Consider the following 18,427-nt stretch of genomic DNA (forward strand, 5'->3'; position numbering starts at 1 on the left):
CCAAAAAGGTGTCCGTGCCGGTCACTCGGTTGGACCCGTCACCGAGGACCACCAGCGCACGCTACGGTGGTGCGGCCGGCACGGGCGGCGCACTCGGCATTCCGTGCGACAGGCTTAACGCATCTTGGCACGCACGAGGTTGGGGCACAGCACTCCATGGCACAGGGCTCGGTCCAGGTGACGCACAGCGGCACGTCGCGGTGGCGGCGGCGTACGGGCGAATACGCGTCGTTGTCCGCCGCGCTGGAGGCGGCCGGCGACGGTGACGTACTCACCGTGGCGCCCGGCACCTACCGGGAGAACCTCGTCATCGAGCGCATGGTGACCCTGCGCGGCCCGGAGCGCGGCGGCTCCGGGCCCGTGCGTATCGCGCCCTCCGACGGCGTGGCGCTGACCGTGCGCTCCGCCGCGCTCGTCCAGGACCTCCAGATCGAGGGCCAGGACTCTGCCGTACCCGCCGTGCTGGTGGAGGACGCGGCGCCGGAGCTGGCCGGGCTGCGGGTGATGACCCGCTCGGCCTCGGGCATCGAGGTGCGCGGCGGCGCCCGGCCCACGGTGCGGCGCTGCACCGTGGACAACCCGGCCGGGATCGGCATCAGCATCACCGGCGGGGCGAGCGGCGTCTACGAGGAATGCGAGGTGGTCGCCGCCGGCCAGTCCGGGGTCCAGGTGCGGGACGGCGCCCGTCCGCGCCTGGCGCACTGCAAGGTGCACCTCGCCTCCGGAGCCGGTATCGCGCTCCAGGGTGAGGGCAGCACTCTGGAGGCGCTGGACTGCGAGGTGTACGAGATCAAAGGCAGCGGGCTCCGCGTCGCGGCGCGCGCCAGCGGGCACTTCACCGACTGCCGGGTGCACCGCACCTCGGCCGACGGGGTCACCCTGGAGGGCGACGCCGTGCTCACCCTCGCCGACTGCGACATCCACGACATCCCGGAGAACGCGGTCGATCTGCGTTCCCGCTCCGTGCTCACCCTGACCCGCTCGACAGTGCGCCGCTTCGGCCGCAACGGTCTGTCGGTGTGGGACCCGGGCACCCGTGCGGACGCCAACGGCTGTGAGATACATGAGAGTACGGGCGACTATCCGGCGGTGTGGGTGAGCGACGGCGCCACAGCGGTGCTGGACACCTGCCGGGTGCACTCGGTGCCCGACGCGCTGTTCGTCCTGGACCGGGGCTCGCGCGCCGATGTGCTCGACAGCGACCTCTCCCAGGTGCGCGGCACCGCCGTCTCGGTGAGCGACGGCGCGATCGTCCAGCTGGACGACTGCCGGATCAGCAAGGCGGCCACCGGTGCCTGGTTCCGCGACCACGGCAGCGGCGGGGTGCTCAACGGCTGCACCATCGACCAGGCGGCGACCGGCGTCATCGTCACCAAGGGCGCGGACCCCACCGTCGAGCGCTGCACGGTCAGCGGCTCGGGCGAGGCCGGGTTCTATGTGTCGGCCGAGGGGCGCGGGACCTTCCACAACTGCCGGGTGACCGGCTCGCGCGGCTACGGCTTCCACGTCATCGACGGCTGCCGCACCACGCTGCGCCGCTGTCGCACCGACCGGTGCACGCGCGGGGGCTACGAGTTCGCCGAGGAAGGCCCGATCGTGGAGGACTGCACCAGCGACGAGAGCGCGGCAGCCGTCACCGCGCTGCCCGCCACCGCGACGAGCGGCACGGCCTCCGCCACCGCCCCGCATGCCTCCGCCGCCGAGGGCTCGGCCGGGCTGCTGACCGCGCAGGCCGCACTCCCCAGGCAGCGCTCGGAAAGCTCGCTCACCACCGGGCTCGCGGGGGCTCCGGCAGCCGCCGGTGCGCCCGGGGACGACCCCACGGGTGAGGACCCGGCCGGGGACGCGCCGCGTCCGGCCAAGGAAGTGCTGGGCGAACTCGACGCGCTGGTCGGGCTGGAGAGCGTCAAGCGCGAGGTGCGGGCGCTCACCGACATGATCGAGGTCGGCCGCTGGCGGGAGGCCGCAGGGCTCAAGGCGGCCTCCGCGCGACGGCACCTGGTCTTCACCGGCTCACCGGGCACCGGCAAGACGACGGTGGCCCGCCTCTACGGCGAGATCCTGCGCTCCCTCGGTGTGCTGCGGCGTGGACACCTGGTCGAGGTCTCCCGCGTCGACCTGGTGGGCGAGCACATCGGCTCCACGGCGATCCGCACCCAGGAGGCGTTCGAGAAGGCCAAGGGCGGGGTGCTGTTCATCGACGAGGCGTACGCGCTCGCCCCGCAGGACTCGGGCCGGGACTTCGGCCGCGAGGCCATCGACACACTGGTGAAGCTGATGGAGGACCACCGCGACGACGTGGTGGTGATCGTGGCGGGCTACACCACCGAGATGGAGCACTTCCTGGCTGCCAATCCGGGCGTGGCCTCCCGCTTCTCGCGCACGATCACCTTCGGTGACTACGCGCCGGAGGAGCTGCTGCGCATCGTCGAACAGCAGGCCGAGGAGCACGAGTACCACCTGAGTGAGGGCTCGCGGCAGGCGCTGCTCGGCTACTTCGCGCGGATGCCCAAGGGACCCTCGTTCGGCAACGGGCGTACGGCGCGGCAGACGTTCGAGGCGATGGTCGAGCGGCACGCGGGCCGGGTCGCCCAGTTGCCCGACCCGAGCACCGAGGACCTCACCCTGCTCTACCCGTCGGACCTGCCCGACTCCCACTGAGCCGGTCCGGAGCCGGGTCCGGGTCCGGCTCGGGCTGCCGCGGTACGCCCTCCGTGGGCTGCCGGAACCGTACGGAGCGCTTCTTGAGGCGGGCCAGCAGTCCGGCGCGCTCCTGGGTGAAGGCGGGGTCCGCCCGATAGTCGCCGTGCGCCAGGATCGGCTCGGGCAATGGCAGTTCACGGGTGCGGCCGTAGACGAGCGGGTCGCGCAGCGGGCCGCGGTCCACGCCGCGGCACTCCGCGAGCGGTCCTGGCTCGGGGGTGTCGGCGCTCTCCGGCCGCACGGGGCCCCCGATCGGGTCGGTCAGCCGCCACAGGTTGCGCCAGCACTCCAGGCCGTCGTGGAACGCGGCGAGCCGGTGCGGCCCGAAGTAGGCGGGGAACCAGCGCCCGTAGAGGCGTTCCAGCGGGGAACCGTAGGTGAGCAGCGCGATCTGGCGACGGGTGTCCGGGTCCAGTTGCCATACGGCGGCCACCGCCAGCACGCTGCCCTGCGAGTGGCCGGAGATCACCAGGCGGCGCTCCGGCCGCTGGTCGGTCCACATCGCCATCCGCCAGGCCAGGTCGGGCACGGCGCGCTCGGCGTAGCAGGGCGGCGCGAACGGGTGGGCGCAGCGCGGCCAGAAGGTGCCCACGTCCCAGAGGATGCCGACGGTGCGGCGGGCCGAGGCGTCCTTGTAGGCGCGGCGGCTCCAGGCCAGCAGCAGGACGAAGGCGAACCCGACCAGCCAGGAGCCGAGGGCCTGGACGGTGTCGGCGAACCCCGCGACGAAGTCGGGGGCCCCGTCGGTCGCCTCGCCGGGCACCTGTCCGGTCCACAGCGTGCCGACCACGGCGGCGCCGCCAAGCACGAGGGTGGTGGCGGCGACGGTGGCCACCAGCCAGGGCGCCTGGTCGGTGAGGCCGGCCCTGGCGATCGCCGAGGCGATCCGGCGGGATCGCGACTCGTCGGGCAGAGAGTCCGGGTAGCCGGCCGCCACATCGTCGGTGAGCCGCCGCGCGTCGCGCCATACCCGGAAGACGAACCAGCAGGCCAGCAGCAGTACCAGCGCGAGCAGCACCGGGATGACGGACGCCTGCCAAGTGAGCACGATGGGCGGTCCGGCGATGTGTCCGCCGCCCTGGCCCGGGGTGCCCGGCCCGTCCAGCCAGTCCCCGACCCGCTGGGAGACGCCGCCGGAGAGCAGTCCGCCCAGCGCGCAGGCGAGCATCCCGACACAGCCGGAGGCCAGCCCGGCCAGCGCCGTACGGGGCGCCCTGGTGATGCGGTGCAGCCGCAGTCCGAGGACGCCGAGCGCGACCACGAGGGCGCCCTGGAGCACCGCGAGGACGCCGAACGCCTCGTCCCCGGGGAGGGGGCCGCTGGAGGTCCAGCCGGGGCGGCTCCAGCCGCTGTGCACGGCGGCGAGCAGCAGTACGGCGAGGGAGGCGCCGGGCAGCCCGTGCACGGCCGGCGAGTCCGCCTCGTCGTCCGGTTCGCCCTCCTTGCGTCCCCTGCGGCAGACGACATGGAGCACCCAGACCGCGCCGGTCAGCACCAGCCCGGTCAGCAGCCAACCGCAGACATCGAGCACGGCGTTGCCGCCGGGCGTCCGGTCGTACTTGGTCGTGGCGGCGGTGAGGGCCCCGGCCACGGTCAGGAAACCGGCGGCGGTGTGCGCGGCGCGCAGCCGGGCGACGAGGCGCTTGCCGTACCAGAACCCGGGCAACGACAACGGCGGGCGCCCGTCGGCGGCGGGGGCGTCCTCGGGCACGGTGCGCTCCAGCGGCGGCTGGGACTCGTACGCGCTCCAGGTGCGGTGCGAGAGCCACCACAGCAGCATCGTCACGGCGGTGGGCAGCACGGCGGCCAGCGCGAGCCTGCGGCCGGGCTGGCTCCACCAGCCGCCGGGGTCGCCGGACTCCTGCGGCGCGGCCATGAAGCCCAGCCAGGTGCGCTCCTGGGCGCAGCGCTCGCTTCCGGCGCACTGCCAGGCGATCAAATCGAGCGCCACCTCGCAGGCGGCGGCGATCAGCAGCACGGTCAGCGAGAGCGCGATCAGCCGGACCAGGAGGCCGTGCAGCCGCACGGTGCGGCGGCGGCCGTGTGCGGCCGGCCGGGTCCAGTGTGCGAGGTTGGCGACCATGAACGGCAGCAGGATCAGCCACAGTGCGCGGGCCCCGTTGCCCGAGGTGAGGTTCGACCAGCAGTACGCCTCCGGGACCGGCCTGCCCGCATAGTCCTCGGGGTGCCGCTCGGCGTCCACGTCCTCGGTGCGGCGGTGTATCGCCGCCGTGCTGTCCCCCGTGACGCGCTCGGTGCGCGGGTCGCCGAGCATCTCGGCGGGAGTGGTTCCCCCCACTCCGTGTACGAGCAGTTCCAGCGCCAGGCCCGGCCTTCCGGGTGCGCTGTCGGGTGCGTGGTCTGACGGCACTGTGCTTCCCCCGAGTCCCCCGAACGGTGTGTCAGCTATGCATCGGCTGTGTGTGACAGCGTGTCGGATACCTGTGACAGCATCACCGTCCGGACGGCCGCTGTGCCACCCCCTCACGGGTGAAGGTGGCGTGCCCGGTGCCGGATCGTGACAGGAGCGCCCCGGATGCGCGCATGGGAGGATGGCCCCACCGGCGGCCTCCCCCACAGCCCCGACGAGTCGGTCAGGAAGGAACGGAGACAGCGGCAGTGAGCGACAACCAGAACCTCCTCGCCGAGCAGCGGCGTGCGCTGATCCTGGAGGAGGTGCGGCGGCGGGGCGGGGCGCGGGTCAACGAGCTGACCCGGAAGCTGTCGGTCTCGGACATGACGGTGCGGCGCGACCTGGACGCGCTGGCCCGGCAGGGCGCCCTGGAGAAGGTGCACGGTGGTGCGGTCCCGGTCGCCGAGGCGAGCACGCACGAGCCCGGGTTCGAGGCGAAGTCCTCGCTGGAGCTGAGCGCGAAGGAGGACATCGCACGCGCGGCCGCCACCATGGTCCAGCCGGGCACCGCGATCGCGCTCTCTGGCGGTACGACGACGTTCGCGCTGGCGCGGCACCTGCTGGACGTGCCGAATCTGACGGTGGTCACCAACTCGGTACGGGTCGCCGATGTCTTCCACTCCGCGCAGCGTGCGAGCAACGGGGCGGGCGGGACCCGTGCGGGTGCGGCCACGGTGGTGCTGACGGGCGGGGTGCGTACGCCCTCGGACTCGCTGGTGGGTTCGGTGGCGGACGCGGCGATCCGCTCGCTCCATTTCGACGCGCTGTTCCTGGGGGTGCACGGGATATCGGTCGAGGCCGGGCTCTCCACGCCGAATCTGGCCGAGGCCGAGACGAACCGGCACTTCGTGGGCTCGGCACGCCGGGTGATCGTGGTGGCCGACCACACCAAGTGGGGAACGGTGGGGCTGAGTTCGTTCGCCTCCCTGGATCAGGTGGACGCGCTGGTGACGGACGGCGGGATGCCGCCGGAGGCGCGCGAGGAGATCCGGGAGCGGCTGCCGGAGCTGGTGGTGGCCGGTGAGCAGGATGCGGAGGAGGCGGCGGACGCGCTCTGACGCGTACGGGGCGTGGACCGACAGGCGCCGCCGGAGTGCAGGCGGCGCTAGGGTGGTCGCACCGCACACCCGTTCGCGTACCGCTGGGGGTCGTTCGTATGGCACGTCAACTGCCGGTTCGGCAACTGCGTCCCGTGGTGCTGGACTTCGCCGACACCGCACCGCTGCGGCTCTCCTTCACCGCCGATCTGTCGGTGCCCGTCGAGCGGGTCTACACAGCGCTGGCTCACGAGGTGGAGGCGTGGCCGAGCTGGTTCACCGCGGTGACCGAGCTGCGCCCGACGGCCGACGGCAAGGGACGGGACGTCCGGCTGAGGGGCGGGGGCTTCTTCGACGAGACGGTCATGGCGGCGCTCCCCGGTGAGCGGTACGCCTACCGGGTCGACCGCACCAACGCACCGGGCGTTCGCGCCTTGCTGGAGGACTGGCACCTGGCCCCTTCTCCGGCCGGAGGCGCGAGGGTGCGCTGGACCATGGCGGTCGACGGCACCCCCGCGCTGCGTACGGTGCTGCGGCTGGGCAAGCCAGGACTGGGGATCTCGTTCCGGGACGCCATGCGGAAGCTGGAGCGCAGGCTGCGCCCCTGACGCCGTGCGCGGCTCTCGCTATGCGGGGGTGCCGGCGCGGACGGGCCAGGCCGGCTCCGTCCAGTCCCCGGTGGCCAGGAAGCGCTCCAGGGTGCGTGCGTAGGGCACGATGTCCAGGCCCTGTTCGGCGAGCCAGGCGTCCGAGTAGTACTTGTCCAGGTACCGCTCGCCGGGGTCGCACAGCAGCGTGACGACACTGCCCCGCTCCCCCGCGGCCAGCATCTCGGCGACGATCCGCAGGCTGCTCCACAGCCCGGTGCCGGTGGAGCCGCCCGCCTTGCGTCCCAGCACACGGTCGAGCGTGCGCACGGCGGCGACGCTGGCGGCGTCCGGGACCTTCATCATGCGGTCGATGGCTCCCGGGACGAAGCTGGGCTCCATCCGCGGCCGCCCGATGCCCTCGATACGGGAGCCGGTCTCGCTGGCGGCGTCCGGGTCGCCGCGCGTCCAGCCGTCGAAGAAACAGGAGTTCTCCGGGTCGGGCACGCACACACGGGTGTCGTACTGCATATAGCGGATGTAGCGCGCGAAGGTCGCTGAGGTGCCGCCGGTTCCCGCGGTGGCCACGATCCAGGCGGGTTCCGGGTGCCGCTCGCGGCTCAACTGCCCGTAGACGCTCTCGGCGATGTTGTTGTTGCCGCGCCAGTCGGTGGCCCGCTCGGCGTAGGTGAACTGGTCCATGAAGTGGCCGCCGCTCTCGGCGGCGAGCCGTGCGGAGACCTCGTAGACGGTGCGCGGGTCGTCGACCAGATGGCAGCTGCCACCGTGGAACTCGATCAGCCGGGTCTTCTCGCTGCTCGTGGTGCGCGGCATCACGGCGATGAACGGCACCCCGATCAGCTTCGCGAAGTACGCCTCGCTCAGCGCGGTGGAACCGCTGGACGCCTCGATCACGGGCCGCCCGGGGCGGATCCAGCCGTTGCACAGCGCGTACAGGAACAGCGAGCGCGCCAGGCGGTGTTTGAGGCTGCCGGTGGGATGGGTCGACTCGTCCTTGAGGTACAGGTCGATGCCCCACTCCTCGGGGAGCGGGAAGGCGAGCAGGTGCGTGTCGGCGCTGCGGCCGCTCTCGGCCCGCACTTTGCGTACCGCCTCCTGGAGCCAGCGCCGGTGGTCCGGGTCGCTGCGGTCGACGTCCCGGGTGGGGAGGTCGGGGAGGGGAGGGGCAGGTTCGGTGGTGCTCACGGGCCGATCATAGAGGGGGGTTGGTAGACAGGCCCGGACGTGGGCATGCTCACGGCGAGGGGTGGAGCTTCTCCAGGTGTACGGACACCGCTGGGGGGTACCCCTGCTCGGCAGGACGCGGTGGGAGGCGGTGTGACGTGGCGGAGCCGGAGTTCGACGCGACGGGGGTCGGGATCAGCCGGATGCTTCGCTCACTCACCCGGGCCGGCCATGTGCTGGTGCGGGACGGCGAGCTGGTGCTGATGACCAGCTACGGCAGTGAGATCGACAGCGCGCCGGTCGAGGAGGTGCGGATCAGCGGCTACGGGCTGCGGGATCAGGCACTGGCGACGCTGGGCGGCAGAAGCTATCTGCTGCGCCTCGGCCTGCGGCACCGGGAGGGACTGCTGGCGGCCGTGCGGACTGCGCGGGCCAAGGCCGCCGCCGAGCGCGGCGTACTCGGCAGATGAACGCGCGTCGAACGACCGCCGGGCAGACACCGGACAGACAGCGGGCAGACACTGAGCCCCTGCGTGACCGAATCGTCGCTGTGCGTTTGCACCTCCGCTCGTCCGCTCTCATCCTGGCTCTGTAGCGCACGTCACATGTGATCCGTCCCCCGCCCACCGGGCGGCCCCTCGTGAGGGAGTCACAGTCGTGATCAGTCCACCGAGCAGCACGAGCAAGCACATCCCTCCGGAGCGGCACTGTGCCGTGGAGTTCCAGGCGCTGCCCTCGCGGATAGGCCAGGTCCGCAGAATCGTCTCCGCCCAGTTGCGGTACTGGCGCCTGGACGCCCTCATCGACACGACAGCCCTCGGGCTGACCGAGCTGCTGGCCAACGTGCACCGGCACGCCGACCCCGAGGGGCGGAGCGGCGGCGAGGGCCCCGCGCCCGCCGACAAGCACTGCACCGTGGAGCTCTCCTACATGTGGGACCGGCTCACGGTCTCGGTGCGCGACCACGATCCCCGGCTGCCGCGGATTCGCGGTGCGGCGCCCGGCGAGCCGCTGTCCACCAGCGGGCGGGGGCTGGCGCTGGTGGCGTCCCTCAGCGAGAGCTGGGGGATGCGCACCCAGCCCGACGGCGCCGGGAAGATCGTCTGGTTCTCCCTCCCGGTCCCGCCGCCGGATACGGCAGCCCGGCACCGTACCCGAAAGGGCGGTGCCGCACGCGACACCGCCCAACCTGACCATCCGGCCCCCGCCCCGGCCCCCGTGCCGCCCCCCGTCGAGGCGGAGCCCGCCGCAGCGGGCTGAGGCCCGGCCCGCGCACCCGGCGTGCGGGGTGCGCTTGCCCGCGAGCGCCCGTCACGCGGCGACAGCTCTCAGCACGTCCAGGCGCGCGGCCCTGCGCGCGGGGCGCCAGCCCGCCAGCAGGCCGGCCAGGACACCGGCCATGGCGACGGCGGTCAGCTGCAGCGGCGGCAGGCTGAAGACGCTCACGCCCCTGCTGTCGGTGGCTCGTACCAGGGCCCAGCCGAGGAAGGCACCGAGCCCGAGCCCGCCGGCCGTGCCGAAGGCGGCGACCAGCACCGACTCCCACCGCACCATGGCCCGCAACTGGCCGCGTGTCTGGCCGACCGACCGCAGCAGGCCCAGCTCCCTGGTGCGCTCGTACACGGCGAGCGTGAGCGTGTTGGCGATGCCCAGCAGTGCGATGAGGACGGCGAGGCCGAGCAGCGCGTAGACGAGGGTGAGCATCATGTCGATACCGGCGGCCGAGGACTGCGCGTACTCCTCGCGGGTCTGCACATCCGGTTCGCCGTAGCGCTCGGCGACCCGCTCGACGGCGGCTTCGCCCGCCGCCTGCGAGACGCCGTCCTCGAAGCTGACGGCCAGCAGACTGTCGGTGTCCTGGGTGCGGTGCGGCGCCCACGCCCGGTGGGTGATGACGTAGTCGCCGGTCAGCTCGCTCGTCTCGTAGACGGCCCGGACGGTGAAGCGCTCTTCGGTGCCGTCGGTGAAGGCGAGCGTCGCCGTGGAGCCGGGCCGCCAGCCGTGGTCGGCGGCCTCGCTGCGGGAGACGGCCATGCCGTGTGCGCCCAGGCCGGTGAGCGAGCCGTCCACCTCGCCCAGGTGCAGCACGCGGGGCAGCGCCGCCGGATCGGTGACGGTGAGCTCCTGGCCGACGCCGTTGACGCGGGCGACGCCCTTGCCCAGCCCGAGCGCGGTGTCCACCTCGGGCAACCGCTGCACGGCCGGCGCCAGCCGGGGGCTCAGGCCGCTCCCACCTGCGCCGAATCCGGGGGTGCTGACCGCGACGTCCCCGGCGAAGTTGCGGCTGACCGTCTCGTCCATCATCGCCTTCAGGGAGGAGGCGAAGACGGTGAAGAGCGTGACGACGGCGACGCCGATCATCAGCGCGCCGGCGGTCGCCGCGGTGCGCTTGGGGCTGCGCAGCGCGTTGCGCTGGGCGAGCGCCCCGACCGTTCCGCGCAGCCTGGCGACCGGCCTGCCCGCCACCCGTACGGCGAGAGCCGCGGCCACCGGGCCGAGGACGACGAAGGCGGCGAGCACCGCGACGGCACCGGACGCCGTCAGGGTCACCGACCTGCTGCCGGAGGCTGCGCCCAGCACGGTGAGCCCGGCACCGGCGGCGCCGAGCACGACACCCACGGCTGCACGCACCCGGGAGACGCGGGAGTGCTCGGCGGCGGTCTCCCGCAGCGCGGCCAGCGGCGCGGTGCGCCCCGCCCGGACGGCGGGCAGCAGCGCGGAGCCGAGGCACACCACGAGCCCGGCCCCGAGCGGCAGCAGCAGCGAGAGCCCCTTGATGACCAGCACCTCCTCGGGGAAGGGGAAGCCGATCGCCGGGAAGAGCGCCTGGAGACCGGCGGCCATGCCGATGCCGGCGGCGAGTCCCACGGCCGAGGCGACGGCACCGACGGCCGCTGCCTCACCGAGCGTGGTGCCCAGCACCTGCCGCCGGGAGGCGCCGAGGGCCCGCAGCAGGGCGTTCTCACGGGTGCGCTGGGCGACGACGATGGCGAAGGTGTTGTGGATGGAGAAGACGGCGACCAGCAGCGCGATACCCGAGAAGACCAGCAGCATGCTGGTGAACAGGGTCAGGAACTGGCCGGAGACGTTCTCGGAGTTCTCCTCGGCCGCCTCATCGCCGGTGACCGCCTCGACTCCCTTGGGCAGCGCGGCCTCCAGGCGCTCGGCGAGCTGCCCCTGACTGGTGCCGTCCTCGGCCCGTACCCGGATCGAGGCGGCCATGCCGGGCTCGGGCATCAGGTACTTCTCGGCGTCGGCGCGGGTCAGCCCGGTGAAGGTGGCCTTCCCCATGCCGCTCTCGCCGCCGAAGGTGGCCAGGCCGACGATCTTCACCCGTACGGGGTCGGGGGTGCGCAGCGTCGTGACGTCCCCGATCTTGAGCTTGCCGGACTCGGCGGCGCCCTCGTTGACGACGGCCTCCCCGGAGGCGCGGGGCGCCCGGCCCCGTGCGAGCTCGTAGGGGTTGAGCTCCTTGTCGTGTATCCAGTTGCCCGCTGTGGTGGGCGGGCCCTTGCCGCCGACGGGTTGGCCGCCCGCACCTACGAGTTGCCCGGCGCCCTCGATGCTGGGTTCAGCCGCGGCGACGCCGGGCGTGCCGCGTACGGCCCGGAGGCTCGCCGCGGTGCGCAGCGGGCCGCGGGTGCCCATGGCGTCGTCGGAGGTGGTGATGACGCCCTCGGTGCGCACCACGGCGTCGGTACCGCTGGTGGCGTTGCCGAACAGCGTGTCGAATCCGGCCCGCAGGGTGTCGCCCATGACGAGGGTGCCGGTGAGGAAGGCTACGCCCAGCAGTACAGCGGAGAAGGTGCCGGCGAAGCGCCGCCTGTGGGTGCGCAGCGAGGCGAGGCTGATCCGCAGCGCGGTGCGGGCACTGCCGCCCGCGCTCGCACCGGCTCTGCTGTCGGCGCTCATCGGGCCGCCTCCGCACGGTCGTAGGACTTGAGCTGGTCCAGCACCCGCTCCGCAGTCGGCTGCGGCATCCGCCCGGACAGCCGGCCGTCGGCGAGGAAGACGACCTCGTCGGCGTGTGCGGCGGCCACCGGGTCGTGGGTGACCATCACCACCGTGCGGCCCATCTCGTGCACCGCGCGGCCGAGCAGTCCGAGCACCTCCTCGCCGGAGCGGGAGTCGAGGTTGCCGGTGGGTTCGTCGGCGAAGACCACCTCGGGCCGGGAGGCGAGCGCCCGGGCGACCGCGACGCGCTGCTGCTGACCGCCGGAGAGCTCGCTCGGCCTGTGGCGCAGCCGGTCGCCGAGCCCGACGACGTCGATGAGGGCTTCGGTCCACTCCTGGTCGACACGGGAGCCGGCCAGGTCCTGCGGGAGGGTGATGTTCTCGGCGACGGTGAGGGTCGGCAGCAGGTTGAACGCCTGGAACACGAAGCCGACGCGTTCGCGGCGCAGCACGGTGAGCTTCTTGTCACTGAGGGAGCCCAGTTCGGTGCCGCCGATGTGGGCCTGCCCCGAGGTGAGGGTGTCCAGCCCGGCCGCGCAGTGCATCAGGGTGGACTTGCCGGAGCCGGAGGGCCCCATGATGGCGGTGAAGCGGCCCGTCTCGAAGCCGAGCGTCACCTCGTCGAGTGCGCGGACCTCCACCTCACCGCTGCCGTAGACCTTCACGGCAGCGGTGACGCGGGCCGCGGCGGTGCCGCTCATCGCTTGCCGCCCTCGGAGGCGTCCCGGCTGCGCTCGCGGGTGCTCTCGCTCAGCACGGAGACGCGGCGCCAGTACTCGTCCTCGTCCAGCTCGCCCTGTGCGAAGCGCCGGTCGAGCATGTCGAGCGGGCTCTCGGCGCCCTGTCCGCCATGCGGCTGCGGCCTCTGCCAGGGGCCGCGGGGGCCACGGCCGCGCCAGACGGTGCGGCGCAGCAGGAAGATTCCGCCCGCGATGACGGCGGCCCAGATGACGGGGAACAGCAGAATCCAGGGCCCCGGCCCTCCGTCGCCGTGCCAGTGTGCCAGCGTCTGCATGGGTCTCAGCTCCTCGGTAGCGGTCGGTGGTGCCTTTTCGCTACCGAGAGTGCGCGCGGGGAGGGGGCCCGGTCGTCGTACGGCCAGCGGCAGTTCGCGTACCTCCCGGGGAGTACGGGAGGGGTGCCCCGGGTGCGACGGGGGAAGGCGGCACGTCCGCCCTCGCGCGGGATGCGCCTAGTGGCCCACCTCTCGGCGCATGCACACCCTGGGCCAGCGGTCCAGACCGGCTGTTGACTCTCTGGCGCGGATCTCCCGTAGCCCGGGGGAGAGTTCACGCGTGTCCAGGGTGCGGAAGCCCAGCCGGGCGTAGTAGGGCGCGTTCCAGGGGACGTCGGTGAACGTGGTGAGGGTGAGCGCCGGCATCCGTCCGGCAGCCGCCCGGTCCGCGAGGTGGTCGAGGAGGGAGCGCCCGATGCCGCGCCGGGCCTGGTCCGGGTGGACGGAGAGCTGCTCGATGTGCAGGCAGCCATCCACCGGTTCGGTGAGCGCGTAGGCGACGGCGGGGCCGCCCGCGGCTTCGGTGACGACCCACAGCCCGTCGGCCTCCGCGTACTCGCGCAGGCACTGGACCGAGGGCGGCTCGTCGTCGGCTATCTCGTCCATCCCCAGGTCACGGAACCATCGGCCCGCCGCGCGCTCGATCGCCTGGAGCCTGCCGAATTCGCGGGCGGTACCCGCTCGGATACGCATGGGGGTCATCCTCCCAGCGCCCCGAGCGGGTCATCGAGCACCGGTTGCCAGGCCAACTCGGCGGCGCCCACCAGGGAGTTGTGCTCCAGCTCGCTGGGCAGTACGGGCACGCTGCCGCTGCGCCCCCACAGGCTGCGGTCCGCGACCACGCCGCACAGCCGTTCGCCGTCGGCCTCGACCAGGGCGCGGTGCAGTCCGGCGAGCACGATCCGGTCGGGGTTGAGGATGTTGACGAGCCCGGCCAGACCGAGTCCGAGCCGGTCGATGAGGTGGCCGGTCGCCGCGCGGACGGCGGGGTCGGTGGCGTACTCCGTACGGATGAGTTCGGCGGCCTGGGTCAGCAGGGAGCCGGTGGTCTGGGCCGTCCGTCCCGCGGCGTCGAAGAGGGCGACCGGGTCGGTCTCCACGTCCAGGCAGCCCCGGCTGCCGCAGTGGCAGGGGCGCCCCTCGGGGTCCACGGTCAGATGGCCGACCTCCATCGCGAGGCCCGAACTCCCGGTGTGCAGACGTCCGTCGAGGACGAGCGCGCCGCCGACACCGTGGTGTCCGGTGCCGACGACGAGCAGATGGCGGGCTCCGCGTCCGGCGCCGTGCCGGTGTTCGGCCAGTGCCGCGACGTTCAGGTCGTTGGCGGCGAAGCCGGTGACCACGGCGCCGTCCGCGCGGCCGGTCACACCGGCTTCGGCCAGGCAGGCCCGGAAGGTGTCGAGGACCGGGGCGCCCGCCTCCCAGGCGAGGTGCAGCGGGTTGAGTGCGGTGCCTTCCGGCTCGGCGACGGCCGAGGGCACGGCGAGCCCCGCGCCGACGCAGCGGCGCCCCGTGCTGCGCAGCAACTCGGCGCCCACCTCCACGACTTCGCTGATGACCTGTGCGGGGTCGGCGTCCACGGTGCCGCAGCCTGGTGCGGTGGCGAGGATGCGCCCGCCCAGACCGACCAGCGCCGCGCGGTAGCCGTCCGCGTGGATCTGCGCGGCCAGCGCCACGGGTCCGACGGGGTCGATGGCGAGCCGGTGGGAGGGGCGGCCGTGGCTGCCGACGGGAGCGGTGGGGTGGGCGTCCACGGTGATCAGCCCGAGGGCTTCCAGCTCGGCGGCGACGGCCCCGGCGGTCGCGCGGGTCACGCCCAGTTCGGCGGTGAGCACGGCGCGGGTGGGCGCCTGCCCGGTGTGGACCAGCTCCAGTGCGGGCCCGAGCGCCGAACGCCCTCTCTCCAACCTTGTTGTACGCGTCTGGGTCACGCCTCTATTCTCTCTTTGTGCCGACACTAAACAAAATACGGTCGGCGCTCGCCGGTGCAACGGGGCACGGCGGCCGATCCTCCGCCGCATCCCACAGCCCGGACCTGCGCCGCTTCCGCTACGCCCTGACCGTCTTCTTCGCTCTCGATGGATTCCTCTTCGCCGGATGGGTCGTCCGGATTCCCGCAGTCAAGGCCCAGACGGGCGCCTCGGCCAGCGCACTCGGCCTCGCGCTGCTCGGCGTGTCGGCGGGAGCCGTGGCCACCATGATGGTGACCGGACGGCTGTGCGCCCGCTTCGGCAACCAACCCGTCCTCCTCGCCTGCGGTTTCCTGCTGCCCCTCAGCGTCGCACTCCCGCCGCTCACCCGCTCGGTACTCGCGCTCGGACTGGTCCTGCTGGTGTTCGGTGCCGCCTACGGCGGGATGAACGTCGCCCTCAACAGCACGGCGGTCGACCTGATCGCCGCACTGGGCCGCCCCGTCATGCCCGGCTTCCACGCCGCCTTCAGCCTCGGCGGCATGCTCGGCGCCGGCCTGGGCGGGTTGCTCGCCGGAGAGTTGAGCCCCACCCCGCACCTGCTGCTGCTAGCCGGAGCCGGGCTGCTGGCCGCCACACTCACCGCCCGGCCGCTGCTGCGCTTCCAACTGCCGGTGGCATGGCATGCGGCGCCGGCCGAGGGGCGTACGGGACCGGCCGAGGGGCGCACGGAGCCGGCGAAGGTGCGCGCGGAGCGGGCGAAGCCGCGTGCTGGGCCGGCGACCGCCCCAGGCCACGACGCGGACACCCGTCGCACGCGGGCCCGGGCGAGGACGACGCGTACCCGCGGACTCGTCGCCGTGCTGGGGCTGATCGCGCTGTGCACCGCGTACGGCGAGGGGGCGCTGGCCGACTGGAGCGCGCTGCATCTGACGGACGATCTGGGAGCGAGCGCGGGCCTGGCCGCGTCCGGCTACTCCGTCTTCGCCGGAGCGATGACACTCGGACGGCTCTCGGGGACCACGCTCGTCGAGCGACTGGGCCCTGTCTGGGTACTGGTCGGCGGCGGGGCGCTGGGCTGCTGCGGGATGCTGTTGGGCTCGCTCGCGCCGTCGGTGTGGGGGGCGCTGGGCGGCTTCGTGCTGACCGGCCTGGGACTCGCCAACGTCTTCCCCATCGCCATCGGGCGCGCCGGGGACCTGGCGGGGCCCCGTGGTGTCGCCGCCGCGTCCACCTTCGGGTACGGCGGAATCCTGCTCGGCCCGGTGGCCATCGGCTTTCTGGCGGACTGGTTCTCACTCGAGACCGCGCTGCTGACGGTCGCGGTGCTCGCGGCGTTGGCGTCGCTGACGGCCGCGGTGACACGAGGGGCGGTGCTGCCGGACGGGTGAGAGGGGCAGTGACAGTGGCGGGGAAGTGGCAGTGGTGGGGGCCGGGGTAGTGCCAGGCCGTGGCACTGGCGGCGGCCGTGGCCAGAATCTTCCGCTTGTCGTCGGTCAGGCCAATGTTCTGCCGCTCCCCCGGCGCGCAGAGTGGTGCCCATGAACGACACATGGACGCTGGACCGCACATTCGAGAGCTCGACCGGAACGGTGCGCTGGGCCGCCCTCGGCGACCCGGCGTCACCGCCCGTGGTGCTGCTGCACGGGACGCCCTGGTCCTCCTACACCTGGCGGAACGTGGCCCGCGCGCTGTCGGCGGAGCACCGGGTGTACGTGTGGGACATGCCGGGGTACGGAGCCTCGGCGAAGTACGAGGGTCAGGACGTCACCCTCGGGGCACAGGCCCGGGTCTTCACCGAACTCCTGGCGCACTGGGGGCTGGAGCGGCCCGCCGTACTGGCACACGACTTCGGTGGCACGGTGGCCATGCGGGCGCATCTGCTGCACGGAGCGGCCTACGAGAGGCTCGCCCTGGTCGACGTCGTGGTGGCCTTCGACTCCTGGGGCTCGCCCACCTACAAGCTGATGGGCGCGCACCCGGACATCTTCAGCCGGCTGCCGCCCGCGCTGCACCGCGCTCTGGTGCGTGAGTACATCTCCTCCGCCAGCGCACGCGGCCTGCACCGCGATGTGCTCGACCAACTGACCCGGCCCTGGCTGGGCGAGGAAGGGCAGCCCGCGTTCTTCCGGCAGATCGCGCAGAACGACCAGCGCTGGACCCGGGAAGCCGAGGAGCGCTACGGCGAGACCGCGGTTCCGGTGCTCGTCTGCTGGGGCAGCGACGACGCCTGGATCGCGTCGGACAACGCGCGAGAGGTCGCAGCCCGCATCCCCGGAGCCCGACTGCGGATGATCGAGGGCGCGGGCCATCTGGTGCAGGAGGACACTCCGGCGGAACTGACGGCGGCACTGGTGAGGTTTCTGAGCGAGAAGTGATTACCAGGCAGTAACGACGGGTGCTACCGTCCCGCTCATGACCAACCCGCTGCGCACCCCGAAGGGACTCTCCCGGGCCCTGAACTGGTATCCGCCGTACCGCTTCGCGGGCATCCGCGTCCTGGAGATCGCCGAGGACTGGAGCAGCGCCCGGGTGCGGCTCAAGCTCGGCCGGCTGAACCGCAACTACTTCGGCACCCAGTTCGGCGGCTCGCTCTACTCGATGAGCGACCCCTTCTGGTGCCTGCTGGCGGTCAACCGGCTGGGCCGGGACTACGTGGTGTGGGACAAGGCGGCGGAGATCGAGTTCGTCTCCCCCGGCCGCGGCGACGTCTACACCGAGTTCACGCTGACCGGGGACCGGCTGGAGGAGATACGCGCCGCAACGGCGGACGGCTCCAAGGCACTGCCCTGGTTCGAGTCGACAGTCACCGCGGCCGACGGCACGGTCGTCGCCCGCGTCCGCAAACAGCTCTACGTACGCCGCAAACGGGACCGGTGACGGCCGGCGGGCTCCGGACGGCTCAGCCGAGCCAGCCCGGCCGCACCAGCCCCGACTCGTAGGCGAGGACGACGAGCTGGGCGCGGTCGCGGGCGCCCAGCTTGACCATCGTGCGGCTCACATGGGTCTTGGCGGTCAGCGGCGAGACGACCAGCCGGCGAGCGATCTCCTCGTTGGAGAGCCCTATGCCCACCAGTGCCATCACCTCCCGCTCCCGCTCGGTGAGCTCGGCCAGGCCCTCGACTCCGTCGGGCTCCTTGGAGCGGGCCGCGAACTCCTCGATGAGCCGCCGGGTGACGCCGGGCGACAGCAGCGCGTCCCCGCCGACCACCGCCCGCACGGCCCGCACCAGTTCCTCCGGCTCGGTGTCCTTGACCAGGAACCCCGAGGCCCCCGAACGCAGCGCCTCGAAGACGTACTCGTCGAGCTCAAAGGTCGTCAGCATGACCACCTTCACCTCGGTCAGCTCCGGGTCGGAGGTGATCCGGCGGGTGGCGGCCAGACCGTCGACGAGCGGCATCCGGATGTCCATCAGTACCAGGTCCGGGGCGAGTTCCCGTACCAGCGCGACCGCCTCCTCGCCGTTGGCCGCCTCGCCCGCCACCTCGATGTCGGGCTGCGCGTCCAGCAGTGCGCGGAAACCGGCGCGCACCAGGACCTGGTCGTCGGCCAGCAGCACACGGATCACGGTCCGCCTCCGTCTCCTGTTGTCGCTCCCCGCCCGGCGCGTGAGGCGGCCGGGG

16 protein-coding genes are annotated in these 18,427 nt (G+C 73.0%); 8 read left to right on the plus strand and 8 right to left on the minus strand.

All coding sequences use genetic code 11. The features are described from left to right. The first annotated feature begins 156 nt into the window (after positions 1 to 156). Positions 157 to 2,661: a right-handed parallel beta-helix repeat-containing protein gene (locus tag JW592_RS01950; protein WP_209263044.1), complete on the plus strand. Its 2,505-nt coding sequence runs from the start codon at positions 157 to 159 to the stop codon at positions 2,659 to 2,661. Here the strand turns inward: JW592_RS01950 and JW592_RS01955 are convergent. Further along, positions 2,621 to 5,074, minus strand: coding sequence for a hypothetical protein (locus JW592_RS01955; protein ID WP_307805256.1), 2,454 nt, complete (start codon positions 5,072 to 5,074; stop codon positions 2,621 to 2,623). The two genes, JW592_RS01950 and JW592_RS01955, sit on opposite strands and share 41 nt — an antisense overlap. A 248-nt stretch (positions 5,075 to 5,322) precedes the next feature. Here JW592_RS01955 and JW592_RS01960 point away from each other — a divergent pair, with 248 nt between their 5' ends. Together JW592_RS01960 and JW592_RS01965 are read left to right on the plus strand one after the other, a co-directional pair. Next, positions 5,323 to 6,174 (plus strand): DeoR/GlpR family DNA-binding transcription regulator, encoded by an 852-nt coding sequence (locus tag JW592_RS01960; RefSeq protein ID WP_209263045.1) that lies wholly within the window; start codon positions 5,323 to 5,325, stop codon positions 6,172 to 6,174. A gap of 98 nt (positions 6,175 to 6,272) precedes the next feature. Further along, positions 6,273 to 6,761, plus strand: a complete 489-nt coding sequence (locus tag JW592_RS01965) for an SRPBCC family protein (RefSeq protein WP_209263046.1) — start codon at positions 6,273 to 6,275, stop codon at positions 6,759 to 6,761. An 18-nt stretch (positions 6,762 to 6,779) separates the two neighbouring features. Here JW592_RS01965 and JW592_RS01970 read toward each other — a convergent pair whose 3' ends face one another. Next, positions 6,780 to 7,946 (minus strand): PLP-dependent cysteine synthase family protein, encoded by a 1,167-nt coding sequence (locus JW592_RS01970; RefSeq protein WP_209263047.1) that lies wholly within the window; start codon positions 7,944 to 7,946, stop codon positions 6,780 to 6,782. Positions 7,947 to 8,083: 137 nt separating this feature from the next. On the opposite strand from JW592_RS01970, the gene JW592_RS01975 reads away from it, so the two are divergent. Both JW592_RS01975 and JW592_RS01980 read left to right on the plus strand, forming a co-directional pair. Beyond that, positions 8,084 to 8,395 carry a hypothetical protein gene (locus tag JW592_RS01975; RefSeq protein ID WP_209263048.1) on the plus strand — a complete coding sequence of 104 codons (312 nt, stop codon included), beginning with the start codon at positions 8,084 to 8,086 and terminating at the stop codon, positions 8,393 to 8,395. A gap of 187 nt (positions 8,396 to 8,582) precedes the next feature. Continuing rightward, entirely contained in the window at positions 8,583 to 9,185 is a 603-nt protein-coding gene (locus JW592_RS01980) for an ATP-binding protein (protein ID WP_307805257.1), read from the plus strand. A 51-nt stretch (positions 9,186 to 9,236) separates the two neighbouring features. Here the strand turns inward: JW592_RS01980 and JW592_RS01985 are convergent, their stop codons facing one another. The 5 genes from JW592_RS01985 to JW592_RS02005 form a co-directional block, all read right to left on the minus strand. Beyond that, positions 9,237 to 11,837 carry an ABC transporter permease gene (locus JW592_RS01985; RefSeq protein ID WP_209263049.1) on the minus strand — a complete coding sequence of 867 codons (2,601 nt, stop codon included), beginning with the start codon at positions 11,835 to 11,837 and terminating at the stop codon, positions 9,237 to 9,239. Continuing rightward, on the minus strand, positions 11,834 to 12,580 hold the full coding sequence (locus JW592_RS01990) for an ABC transporter ATP-binding protein (protein ID WP_209263050.1): 747 nt from the start codon (positions 12,578 to 12,580) through the stop codon (positions 11,834 to 11,836). The genes JW592_RS01985 and JW592_RS01990 overlap by 4 nt, the downstream gene beginning before the upstream one ends. Continuing rightward, positions 12,577 to 12,894 (minus strand): SHOCT domain-containing protein, encoded by a 318-nt coding sequence (locus JW592_RS01995; RefSeq protein WP_209263051.1) that lies wholly within the window; start codon positions 12,892 to 12,894, stop codon positions 12,577 to 12,579. Before JW592_RS01995 ends, JW592_RS01990 begins: the two co-directional genes overlap by 4 nt. A gap of 177 nt (positions 12,895 to 13,071) precedes the next feature. Then, positions 13,072 to 13,587 (minus strand): GNAT family N-acetyltransferase, encoded by a 516-nt coding sequence (locus JW592_RS02000; RefSeq protein ID WP_209263052.1) that lies wholly within the window; start codon positions 13,585 to 13,587, stop codon positions 13,072 to 13,074. Positions 13,588 to 13,592: 5 nt separating this feature from the next. Further along, positions 13,593 to 14,825 carry an ROK family protein gene (locus JW592_RS02005; RefSeq protein WP_209263053.1) on the minus strand — a complete coding sequence of 411 codons (1,233 nt, stop codon included), beginning with the start codon at positions 14,823 to 14,825 and terminating at the stop codon, positions 13,593 to 13,595. A 17-nt stretch (positions 14,826 to 14,842) separates the two neighbouring features. On the opposite strand from JW592_RS02005, the gene JW592_RS02010 reads away from it, so the two are divergent. From JW592_RS02010 to JW592_RS02020, 3 genes are all read left to right on the plus strand, one after another. Beyond that, positions 14,843 to 16,195 (plus strand): MFS transporter, encoded by a 1,353-nt coding sequence (locus JW592_RS02010; protein WP_209263054.1) that lies wholly within the window; start codon positions 14,843 to 14,845, stop codon positions 16,193 to 16,195. Positions 16,196 to 16,345: 150 nt separating this feature from the next. Beyond that, entirely contained in the window at positions 16,346 to 17,182 is an 837-nt protein-coding gene (locus tag JW592_RS02015; RefSeq protein WP_209263055.1) for an alpha/beta fold hydrolase, read from the plus strand. A gap of 37 nt (positions 17,183 to 17,219) precedes the next feature. Beyond that, the gene (locus JW592_RS02020) at positions 17,220 to 17,684 is read left to right on the plus strand and encodes a DUF4442 domain-containing protein (RefSeq protein WP_209263056.1); all 465 of its coding nucleotides are present in this window, start codon (positions 17,220 to 17,222) and stop codon (positions 17,682 to 17,684) included. Between the two features lie 22 nt (positions 17,685 to 17,706). Here JW592_RS02020 and JW592_RS02025 read toward each other — a convergent pair whose 3' ends face one another. Then, positions 17,707 to 18,372 carry a response regulator transcription factor gene (locus JW592_RS02025; RefSeq protein WP_209263057.1) on the minus strand — a complete coding sequence of 222 codons (666 nt, stop codon included), beginning with the start codon at positions 18,370 to 18,372 and terminating at the stop codon, positions 17,707 to 17,709. Between the last annotated feature and the right edge of the window lie 55 nt (positions 18,373 to 18,427).

The organism is Streptomyces spirodelae (assembly GCF_017676385.1).
Taxonomy (GTDB): domain Bacteria; phylum Actinomycetota; class Actinomycetes; order Streptomycetales; family Streptomycetaceae; genus Streptomyces; species Streptomyces spirodelae.